Below are 273 nucleotides of genomic sequence, written 5' to 3'. Positions count from 1 at the left end.
CGTTAAGTTGTCCTAACACGCCATAAAATGCGTTAACAGGTGATCCTAAAGGGCCTGTTACTGTTAGGTTAATAATTTGCCCTTGTGTGGCATCGACCATAGCTTGTACCGTGCCTTCACCGCCATCGGCCATTGGCACTTTACAATACTGTGCATCAGGGAAGATAAGCTTAAAGCCTTGTTCGATGGCATTGGCCACTTCAAGCGCGCTTAAGCTTTCTTTAAATGAATCAGGTGCAATAACGATTTTCATAGAAGGCTCTATTTAGTAAG

General features: G+C 43.6%; 1 protein-coding gene. It reads right to left on the bottom strand.

The features are described from left to right. A partial coding sequence (locus AAEY72_RS14870) for a glycerate kinase (protein WP_352311321.1) occupies positions 1-253 on the bottom strand: 253 nt, incomplete at its 3' end. Between the last annotated feature and the right edge of the window lie 20 nt (positions 254-273).

Origin of the sequence: Psychrobacter sp. W2-37-MNA-CIBAN-0211, assembly GCF_040309405.1 — a bacterium.
GTDB classification, from domain to species: Bacteria; Pseudomonadota; Gammaproteobacteria; order Pseudomonadales; family Moraxellaceae; genus Psychrobacter; species Psychrobacter glaciei.
This window is presented reverse-complemented; position numbering and strand designations above follow the sequence as displayed.